This is a genomic window from Paraburkholderia sp. (assembly GCF_035501035.1).
In the GTDB taxonomy this organism is placed as follows: domain Bacteria; phylum Pseudomonadota; class Gammaproteobacteria; order Burkholderiales; family Burkholderiaceae; genus Paraburkholderia.
This window is the reverse complement of record NZ_DATJWR010000263.1, coordinates 1-9,517: the sequence shown is the minus strand read 5'-3', so window position 1 is coordinate 9,517 and position 9,517 is coordinate 1. Positions and strand designations below refer to the sequence as shown.

Below are 9,517 nucleotides of genomic sequence, written 5' to 3'. Positions count from 1 at the left end.
AGCGTATTTCCTTCGCCCATGCACTCTGCTGCAGTTCCGCTGGCAACATGGCGACCGTATTGCGCGCCCCGATATCCGAAAAGATCGCCGGCGCGTGCAATGCGGTTCCGTCGTCGAGCAGCACGCCCGTTGCGCCTGCGTCTTCGATTAGCACCCCCGCGACTCGGGTGTCGAGCTGGACCGCGCCGCCTGCCTGTTCGATGACGGGAACCAGCGTGTCGGCGAAGACTTTCGCGCCACCTTGCGGATACCATGCGCCATTCAGGTAATGGTTCATCACGACCGCATGGATGCCGAAGCTCGTTTCAGCAGGCTCCGTGCCGCCATGGTCTCCCTGTTGCGCGAGGAGGACGGCGCGCAGTCGCGCATCGCTGACCAGACTGTCGATGACTTCGGCGGTCGTGCGGCCCCACCACTTGTGAATGTCGCGCCTGTGCCAGAGCCCATAAACCTCGCCGAGCACGCCCGATAGCGCCCTGCGCGTGAAGAGGGCCTTTCCCGCGTGGACGGCTTCGTCGAGCGCGGCGAAAAACGCGTCGATTTCCGCGGCGCTATCTGGAAACCGTTGTTTGAGTTCGTGTTCGAGCGCGGCCTTGGGACGCGTGAACGGCACGGTGACATTGTCGGGGAAGTGCACGATATCGTAGGCACTGCTTAGCGGTTGGAATGCCATGGCCTGGCCGGCGAGCCAGTCGACGATCCCGCGTGCGTCGCCTTCCGGGCCCATCTCGCCCAGATAGTGCAGGCCCACGTCCCACTGAAAGCCCGCGCGGCTGAACGACTGCGTGAGACCGCCGGCCACGTGCTGGCGCTCCAGCACCAGCACGGCTTTACCGCACCGGGCGAGCGCCGTGGCGCACGCGAGCCCGCCGATTCCCGACCCAATGACAATCGCGTCAAAGCGCTTCGAGTTTGATGACATGATTCTCTCCGTCGCGAGCCGATGGCGAGGCACATTGCCATGCGTCGAGCCAGTCATCGGAACCGTATGACCGATGCGTGCCGGGACCGTTGATGCACGTCAATTCGCGGCGAAGTGAGGTCGCCGTGAATTTCCACAAGGACGTACGCGCCGGCCGCGCGCTGCTACTCGCCAGAAGGCTGCTGCGCAGCCGCTGCGCTGTGGCGCTTCGCGCGCAGTTCGACGTGGGCAAGCCAGAAGCCGGGCAGCATGGGCAGCCAGAACGTGAACGCACGCAGTAACAGCGTGGCCGCGAGCGCGGCTTCGATCGGCACGCCGAGCAGCTTCAGCATGCCTACCGAAGCCGCCTCGAACGTGCCGAGTCCCACGGGAACGGGCCCGATGGTGGCGGCCATCGAGGCGACCGCGAAGCTCGCGAACGCTGCCCAGAACGGCGTTGGCGCGCCTACGGCGCCTAGCGCTATCCAGAGGGTGGCGGCATCGAGCAGGAAGATCGCGAGTTGCAGGGCGACCGTGCGCATGAGCAGGTGGCGGTTCAGCAACAGATCGAGCGAGACGTCGTTGAACGATTCGATCAGGCGCGACAGATGCAGCCATCGACCGAGTGCGGCGACACGCGGATCACGGTTCCACTGATGCAGCGCGATGAGGAAAGCGGGCACCAGCAGCAGCACGAGCAGGAAGATGGCGACGCCGATAAAAAGAGTGGCGCCCGCCACATGGTGCCGCCACAGTATCGCGGCGCTCACGAACACGACGAGCAGAAAAGCGATGTCGCGCGAGAGCAGGCTCGACAGCAGGGCGGTCAGTGCGATCGAGCGCGGGACGCCGCGACGCAGCAGCCCGCGGATCGCCATCAGACTCCCGCCGAGGCCGGCGCTTGGCAGCGCCTGATCGGTAAAGATCTTGACGATGCCAAGGCGTACGAGCACGCGCATCGGCAGCGTATAGCCCGAATGCCGAAGGGGTTCGCGCCAGACGAGCGCGGCGCTCACGTAGGTCGCGACCTGGGCTGCGAGCGCGATCAGCAGCCAGCCGGGGCGCGCCGCGCGCGCGAGCGCGAGGCTGCGTTCGAGCGAACTGGCGTGCACCACCACGAGCACGAGCGCGACCAGACAGAGAAGGCCGAGTGCCCAGGCCGCCTGGGCGCGCTTGCGCGCGTCCGTGACGAACGTCGACCGGACTGTGGGGGCCGCGTGTTGCGCGAGGGGCGCTTGCGCTTGCGGCATGGGCTCGCCATCGGGTTGACGGCGCGGGGGCGAAGGGCCGGCATTCATCGAAGCCTGTCTCAAGGAATGGGCACCAGCGCAATGCGTGGCGATTGCGCGTGAGCAGGGGAATTTTCGGCGTGCGCCGCGTTTCGGGCTTGATGCATGTCAATCTGTCGGGCGTCGGCCGCCTTGGTGCGGCGCGTATTCCCGAACGCACGGTGGCGTGCGCCAATTGCCGCTGAGTGGCGGATTGCGGCCAGCAACATCAACCGTTCAGCGCGGGGAAGGGGACGTCGAGCGTTCTGGCTAAAGAAGCAAGCATCCGGTCACGAATCAGCACGTAGACGAACAGTGTGAGAAGGACGCGCAGGGCGCGAGCCGGATTGCGAATGCACGCGTCGACCTGGTCGCTTTTGCGTTGCCCGATCACGCACCACAGGCAGAGATGTTCGCAATTGTTGGTGAGCAACCGGTAGTCTTGCTCGCCGAGCCGCGATGCCGCGCGGCGTGCGACCTCGAGGCCCGTGTATTGCGCATGCGGGTGCGGTACGACCTGAAAACCAGATCCCGCCGAAAAATGCTCGATGGAAACTGCCTCGATCGGGCCACGCGCAAGGCTGCGTGAAAGGCCGGCGTAGTGAATGACGCGGCCGTTCCCGATGTAGATGCCGTGATGCAAATAACCCGGGCGCTTCGTGACGAGGTGGGCGCCGATCGAGAGATTGCGCGTGAACACGACGTCTGTGCAACCGGACTTTTCGGGCTGGCTCATGACTCGCTCCCGGGCATTGCGGCGCCGCCTCGTTCCAACAGGGGCAGCGTCCCTGATATTGGCTTTGCTCGCCGCGTGACCACCGAAAACTTCTGTTTTCCCTACGCCTGAAGTATTGGTTTTGGCCCGAGCGGCAACAATCAGCCCCGGCTGAGATTGCTGTGTGATCTGCGCACCGTGTGTCAGAAATGACTGACAAGGTGAAGGGGGAAATGCTGATGCCGGAGGGCTGCGCAGGCGCTGAATGCATGCGCGTGGGCTGGCGGCTGGGCCGCGCGTGGAGGGATTTCGATCCCGTGACGATACGAGGAGGCGCGATCTGCCAGTTGATGCAGATCAGTCGAAGGAGGGCGTTCCATGTCAGGCTCGCTTCGACGGTCCGCGTTGGGCCGATTCGATGGAGACGACGATGAAGACCGATTTGCAACTGAAGCACGACGTGGAGGCGGAGCTGGAGTGGGAGCCCACGGTGAGTGCTGCGAATATCGGGGTCGAGGTGAAAGACGGCGTCGTGACGCTCGCAGGGCACTTGCCGAGCCTGGGCGAAAAGATCGCGGCCGAACAGGCGGCTCGCCGCGTGGGTGGCGTGCGCGCGCTGGTGGTCGAACTGGACGTGCGTCTGCCGGGCGAGGACGTGCGCACCGACGAGGACATCGCGCACATCGCGCGTTCCGTTTTGCGCTGGACAGCGGGGCTCAGCGCCGACGCGGTGCAGGTGCAGGTCGAGCACGGCCACGTCGCGCTGCGGGGGACCGTCGACTGGCCGTGGCAGAGCCAGACCGCCGTGCGCGCCATTGCCCAGTTGCGCGGCGTGGCGGGCGTGGCGGATCACATCGACGTTCGCCACACTGTCGAGCCGGACAAGATCAGCAAGGACATCCTGGACGCCATGCGGCGGCACGCGGACCGCGAGGCGCGGCATATTCAGGTCACGGTGCACGAGGGCACGGTCAGGTTGACCGGCACGGTTCACTCGTTCGCCGAGCGTTGCGTGGCGCGCGGGGCGGCTTGGGCTGCGCCGGGTGTGCGCGCGGTGGTGGACGATCTGACTGTGGAGTGAAGCAGCGGTTGCTGCGTGTTTGCAATGACGCAGCGGTTGCTGCATGGTGCGCGCGCTGTTCAGCATGGCTTGCCGGCAGCGGTGGCGCGCGCGATTACGAGGTGGCGAGATTTTGCGACAGGGTGCGAGGCAGTTTCAACGATCAACGCACCGCGCCGCTGCGGGAGGCGGCACATTTCGTGCGTAGTACGGAGAATCCGGCAGCTTGCGCGAGGAGCGCCCGGCCACGCGGATGCGCGCCGACGGCAGCGAGGACGAAGAATGAGCCGGGCAGCGTGAGGAGGGCCAGAAAGATCAGTCGCTTGTACATGATGGGTCTCGCGAGGGTGCAGCGTAGATGAAGCGAGCTTAGTTTGGGAACGGCTCTCGCGTTTGACCTGTATCAGCGGAATCGAGCGGGACCCGCTGCTTTCGAGGCGAGACAGCAACGGCGCGGCTGCCGTCGCGGCATGGGCTGGGGCAAAGGAGGGGTGATGAGCGACATCGATAGTGTTCTTCTCACAGATCTGTACGAGTTGACGATGCTCGAAGCCTGGTTCGCGGAAGGGGCGAACGAAACGGCGAGCTTCGAGTTCTTCGTGAGGGCGTTGCCGTCTTCGCGCAACTTTCTCATGGCTGCCGGGCTCGATCAGGTCTTGCAGTACCTGGAGAGCCTGCACTTCAGCGCCGCCGATCTCGCGATGCTCGACGCAACAGGGCGCTTCAGCACGGCCTTTCTTGCTTCGCTCGAGGACCTGCATTTCACCGGGGCGGTCGAGGCGATGCCCGAGGGCACGGTGTTCTTCAAGGACGAGCCCATCCTGCGCGTCACGGCGCCCATGCGCGAGGCCCAGCTGGTGGAGAGCCGCGTCATGAACCTGCTGCACTACCAGACGCTGGTGGCGAGCAAGGCGGCGCGCATCGTGCTGGCGGCGCCCGGCAAGCAGCTCGTCGACTTCGGGCTCAGGCGCGCGCACGGCGCCGAGGCCGGCCTCCTCTCCGCGCGTGCGAGCTATCTGGCCGGATTCACCGGCACCGCGACGCAGCTCGCGGGCTCGCTCTGGGGCATCCCCACGTTCGGGACGATGGCCCACTCGTATGTGCAGGCGCATCACAGCGAAGTCGAAGCCTTCGAGCACTTCGCGCGATCGCAGCCACACAACGCCACGCTGCTGATCGACACCTACGACACGGAAGCCGCGGCCGGCAAGGTGGTCGAGCTCGGGCGGCGGCTGGCGCGCGACGGCATCTCCATCCGGGGCGTGCGGCTCGACAGCGGAGACCTCGCTGCGCACGCAGAACAGGTGCGCGCGATTCTCGACGAAGGGGGCATGCGCGACACGACGATATTCGCGAGCGGCAATCTCGACGAATACCGGCTGCGCGACCTCGTGGAATGCGGCGCGCCGATCGATGGCTTCGGCGTCGGCACGCGGATGAACACCTCCGCCGATGCGCCGTACCTCGATTGCGCCTACAAACTCGTCGAATACGCCGGCGAACCGCGCCGCAAGCGCTCGGAGGGCAAGGCGACATTGCCGGGCCGCAAGCAGATTTTCCGCTGCCGCGAAGCAGCCGGCCGGATCGAGGAGGACTGCCTCGCACTGGCGCATGAAACGCATGAAGGCGCGCCGCTGCTGGGCACCGTGATGCGCGACGGCCAGCGGTGTGCACAGCCGCCGCTCGACGCGATTCGCGCCCATGCGGCACGCGAGCTTGCATCGCTGCCGGCGCGCCTGCGTGTGCTCAACGAGGCCCAGCCGTTTCGCGCGCGCCTTTCCGGGCCGCTCGAGGCGCTCGTCGCCCGGATGGATCGCGCCGCCTGACGCGCGTTGGCATGGCGCATCGTGCGGCGCAGCGCGTCATTTCGTGACGCTTGGGCTCTGGCAACACGGTGCAAAGGTACGCTGCACTAGCGCGGGGAATTCAAACTGTGCGTTCGTGCCTTGCCGCGCGTTCACGAGCACCACGCGCGTTTGTCTCGTGCCTGCCGCGTATGCGCTGACCTGGTACCTGCCGGCCGGCAGCGAGACGTAGAGGAACGGACCGAGCGTGCGCGTCTTGAGCACCGCCGCCCCGGAAGGCCCGACGATCTCGACATCCACATCCGAAAGAAATTGCCCGCCATGCGTGAGGAACGTCAGTCGCAGACTGTACTGGCCGGCGACGCCGCGCAGCGCAGCGGCTTCGTCGCTGCCCACGCCGCCGGTAATGTAGGCGACGCCGTTCTGCACGGTCCGCTGCGCGGAGGTTTCCGTTTGCGCGGCTATTGCCCCGGCGGCACAAAAGTTGGCGCCAAGGATTGCTGCCGCGATCAGGGGCGCGGCCAGCGTAAGGCCGTGGGCTCTATTCATGGGTCTCTCCTCTCATAAGCGGCCGGCGTTGCCAGCCGTTGCCACCGCATGAGCATCCCGCTTCCGGCGGCATTGCATCTGATGCAAATCAAGCCATGCCGTCGTCTCGACGTTGTCTGTCTCTTGATGCAAGTCAATCGCGCGAGGCGGTGCGATCGGATGATGGGCGTCAGTCGAGGTGGTACGCCGCGGCATATCCGCCGGCCTGGGGGGCAGAGCATGTACGAGAAGATCCTGATGGCGTTCGACGGCAGCGAGACCTCGCGGCTGGCGCTCGCCGAGGCGCTGCGCGTGGCGCAAGTGACGGGCGGGCGGCTGTGCGTGGCGCACGTGATCGACGTCGTGGCGCCGTTCGGCATGGGGCTCACCTATGTTCCGGTGCAACTGCTCGCGGCATATCGCGAAGAGGCCAAAAAGCAGCTAGACGCGGCGTGCGCCGAAGCGAAGGCGGCAGGCGTGAAATGCGAAACGGAGCTGCTGGAAGTGGCCGGCATTACGCAAAGCGTCGCAGACTGTCTGCAAGCTTGCGCGTCGCGCTTTGGCGCTCAGCTCGTGGTGCTCGGCACGCATGGCCGGCGCGGCGCGCGGCGCGCCTTCCTTGGCAGCGTGGCGGAGGCGTTCGTGCGCGAAGCGGATTGCCCGGTGCTGCTCGTGCGCGGCGAGCCCGCCTGAACTGCAGCGGCCCGACGCAACGAAGGCACCCCAAACCGGTGTCATCCGGAAACGCCCGGACAACATCCGGACAATACGCGGAGCAACCCATGGAAAACGCAGCCTCTCCCGTTGTCTCTCTCGCGCAGGTCACGCGCGCCGATCTTGCGCGCGTGGGCGGCAAGAACGCGTCGCTCGGCGAGTTGATCGCCAACCTCATGCCGCATGGAGTCAAGGTGCCGCCCGGCTTCGCGACCACGGCGCAGGCGTATCGGGACTTCATCGAAGCGAATGGTCTGGACGAGGTGATCGCCACCGCGCTCGATGATCTCGCGGCCCAACGCAGCACGCTCGAGGAAACGGGCGCGGCGATCCGCGCGGCGGTTTTGCGCGGCGTGTGGCCCGCCGCGATCGCGCAGGGCATTCGTGCTGCGTATGCGGACCTTTGCCGCCAGACCGGCAACGAGAAACTGAGCGTTGCCGTGCGCTCCAGCGCGACGGCCGAAGACCTGCCCGAGGCGAGCTTTGCGGGGCAATTCGAGACGTTCCTGAACATATGCGGCGGCGAGGCGGTGCTCGACGCGTGCCGCCGCTGCTACGCGTCGCTCTATACCGACCGGGCGATCAGCTACCGCCAGGCGAAGGGCTTCGACACGCTCAAGGTTGCCGTTTCGGTGGGCGTGCAGCAGATGGTGCGCGCCGACCTGGGTGGCGCGGGCGTGATGTTTTCGATCGACACCGAAACCGGGTTCGACCGGATCGTGCTGATCAATGCGGCCTGGGGCCTCGGCGAGAATGTGGTGCAGGGCACGGTCGACCCGGACGAGTATGAGGTCTTCAAGCCGTTGCTGGCCGGCAAGTCGGTCACGCCGATCGTCGGCAAGACGCGCGGTGCGAAGACGGTCAAGATGATCTGCTCGCGCAGTCGCACGCAGCCGACGAAGAACGTGCGGACCACGCGCGCGGAACGCATGGCCTGGGTGCTGCACGACGACGAGATCCTGAATCTGTCGCGCTGGGCGTGCCTGATCGAAGCGCACTATGGCTGCCCGATGGACATGGAGTGGGCGAAGGACGGCGCCACGGGCGAAATATTCGTCGTGCAGGCGCGGCCGGAGACGGTGCAGTCGCGCCGCGATGCCGGCGCGCTCAAGACCTGGCGCATCGGCAAGGCGGGAGCGAAGCTGCTCTCGGGCGTGAGCGTGGGAGAGGCGATCGGCGCGGGGCGTGTCTGCGTGATCGAGCAGCCGCGCGACATGGCGCGCTTTGTGGATGGCGCGGTGCTGGTCGCGCAGACCACCGATCCGGACTGGGTGCCTATCATGCGGCGCGCTTCGGCGATCGTCACGGATCATGGCGGCCGTACCTCGCATGCGGCGATCGTGAGCCGCGAGCTGGGGCTTCCGGCGATCGTCGGAACCGGCAACGCCACGCGCGCGCTGCGCAACGGCCAGGCGGTCACCGTGAGTTGCGCGCAGGGCGAGGAAGGCTTCGTATACGAGGGCATTGCCGAGTTCCATTCGGAGGAGATCGACTTCTCCCACATCCCGCCCACGCGCACCGGCATCATGCTTAATCTGGCGAATCCGGCGGCGGCGTTTCGCTGGTGGCGTATCCCGGCCGACGGCGTGGGGCTCGCCAGAATGGAGTTCGTGATAAGCAATCAGATCCGCGTTCATCCGATGGCGCTCGTCCACTACGACGAACTGAAGGACGAACAGGCGAAGCGCACCATTCGCGACCTGACCGCCGGTTACGAAGACCGTACGGAGTACTTCGTAGACCATCTTTCGCGCGCGCTCGGGCGCATCGCGGCGGCGCATTTTCCCCACCCCGTGATCGTGCGCATGAGCGACTTCAAGACCAACGAATACGCGAACCTCGTGGGGGGCGCAAAGTTCGAGCCGAAGGAAGCCAACCCGATGCTCGGCTTTCGCGGCGCGTCGCGCTACTACTCGCCGCTCTACCGCGAAGGCTTCGCGCTCGAATGCCGTGCGATCCGGCGCCTGCGCGATGAAATGGGCTTCACCAATGTCGTCGTGATGATTCCGTTCTGCCGCACGCCGGAGGAGGCCGACCGCGTGCTCGCGGTCATGCGCGAGAACGGCCTCGAACGCGGGCGCAATGGTCTCGAAATCTATGTGATGTGCGAGATTCCCTCCAACGTGGTGCTTGCGCGCAGTTCGCACAGCGCTTCGACGGGTTTTCGATCGGCAGCAACGACCTCACGCAGCTCACGCTGGGCGTGGACCGCGACTCGGCGCAACTCGCCGGGCTCTTCGATGAGCAAAGCGAAGCGGTCAAATGGATGGTGAGCAGGGTGATCGCCGAGGCTCATCACGTCGGGGCCAAGGTCGGCTTGTGCGGGGAGGCGCCCGCGCACCACCCCGAGTTTGCGGCTTTCCTCGTCGAGTGCGGCATCGACTCGATCTCGGTGAGTCCCGACAGCTTCGTCGCCGTCAAGCGGCGCGTCGCGGCCAGCGAGCCCGCGCTCGATGCGGATGCCGGCATGCCTGTGACTCTGGCGCAACGTTGATAATCATTGAGAGGCCTCCTGGCCGCCCGATG

8 protein-coding genes and 1 pseudogene are annotated in these 9,517 nt (G+C 66.1%); 4 read left to right on the top strand and 5 right to left on the bottom strand.

Annotated elements, in window-relative coordinates; translation table 11 throughout:
- From VMJ11_RS19250 to VMJ11_RS19240, 3 genes are all read right to left on the bottom strand, one after another.
- A partial coding sequence (locus VMJ11_RS19250) for an NAD(P)/FAD-dependent oxidoreductase (protein WP_325620979.1) occupies positions 1 to 922 on the bottom strand: 922 nt, incomplete at its 3' end.
- Positions 923 to 1,086: 164 nt separating this feature from the next.
- Positions 1,087 to 2,151 (bottom strand): lysylphosphatidylglycerol synthase transmembrane domain-containing protein, encoded by a 1,065-nt coding sequence (locus VMJ11_RS19245; protein ID WP_325620978.1) that lies wholly within the window; start codon positions 2,149 to 2,151, stop codon positions 1,087 to 1,089.
- 247 nt (positions 2,152 to 2,398) lie between these two features.
- Positions 2,399 to 2,905 (bottom strand): lecithin retinol acyltransferase family protein, encoded by a 507-nt coding sequence (locus tag VMJ11_RS19240; RefSeq protein ID WP_414694428.1) that lies wholly within the window; start codon positions 2,903 to 2,905, stop codon positions 2,399 to 2,401.
- A gap of 409 nt (positions 2,906 to 3,314) precedes the next feature.
- Between VMJ11_RS19240 and VMJ11_RS19235 the strand changes: the two genes are divergently transcribed.
- On the top strand, positions 3,315 to 3,965 hold the full coding sequence (locus VMJ11_RS19235; protein WP_325620976.1) for a BON domain-containing protein: 651 nt from the start codon (positions 3,315 to 3,317) through the stop codon (positions 3,963 to 3,965).
- Between the two features lie 142 nt (positions 3,966 to 4,107).
- Here VMJ11_RS19235 and VMJ11_RS19230 read toward each other — a convergent pair whose 3' ends face one another.
- Complete coding sequence (locus VMJ11_RS19230) at positions 4,108 to 4,275, bottom strand: hypothetical protein (protein ID WP_325620975.1); 168 nt, start codon at positions 4,273 to 4,275, stop codon at positions 4,108 to 4,110.
- 163 nt (positions 4,276 to 4,438) lie between these two features.
- Between VMJ11_RS19230 and VMJ11_RS19225 the strand changes: the two genes are divergently transcribed.
- On the top strand, positions 4,439 to 5,770 hold the full coding sequence (locus VMJ11_RS19225) for a nicotinate phosphoribosyltransferase (protein WP_325620974.1): 1,332 nt from the start codon (positions 4,439 to 4,441) through the stop codon (positions 5,768 to 5,770).
- Between the two features lie 36 nt (positions 5,771 to 5,806).
- Here the strand turns inward: VMJ11_RS19225 and VMJ11_RS19220 are convergent, their stop codons facing one another.
- Complete coding sequence (locus VMJ11_RS19220) at positions 5,807 to 6,298, bottom strand: carboxypeptidase regulatory-like domain-containing protein (protein ID WP_325620973.1); 492 nt, start codon at positions 6,296 to 6,298, stop codon at positions 5,807 to 5,809.
- Positions 6,299 to 6,517: 219 nt separating this feature from the next.
- On the opposite strand from VMJ11_RS19220, the gene VMJ11_RS19215 reads away from it, so the two are divergent.
- Together VMJ11_RS19215 and ppsA are read left to right on the top strand one after the other, a co-directional pair.
- Positions 6,518 to 6,970, top strand: coding sequence for a universal stress protein (locus VMJ11_RS19215; RefSeq protein WP_325620972.1), 453 nt, complete (start codon positions 6,518 to 6,520; stop codon positions 6,968 to 6,970).
- 89 nt (positions 6,971 to 7,059) lie between these two features.
- Positions 7,060 to 9,485 (top strand): annotated as a pseudogene (gene ppsA, locus VMJ11_RS19210) (phosphoenolpyruvate synthase).
- Positions 9,486 to 9,517: the final 32 nt, after the last annotated feature.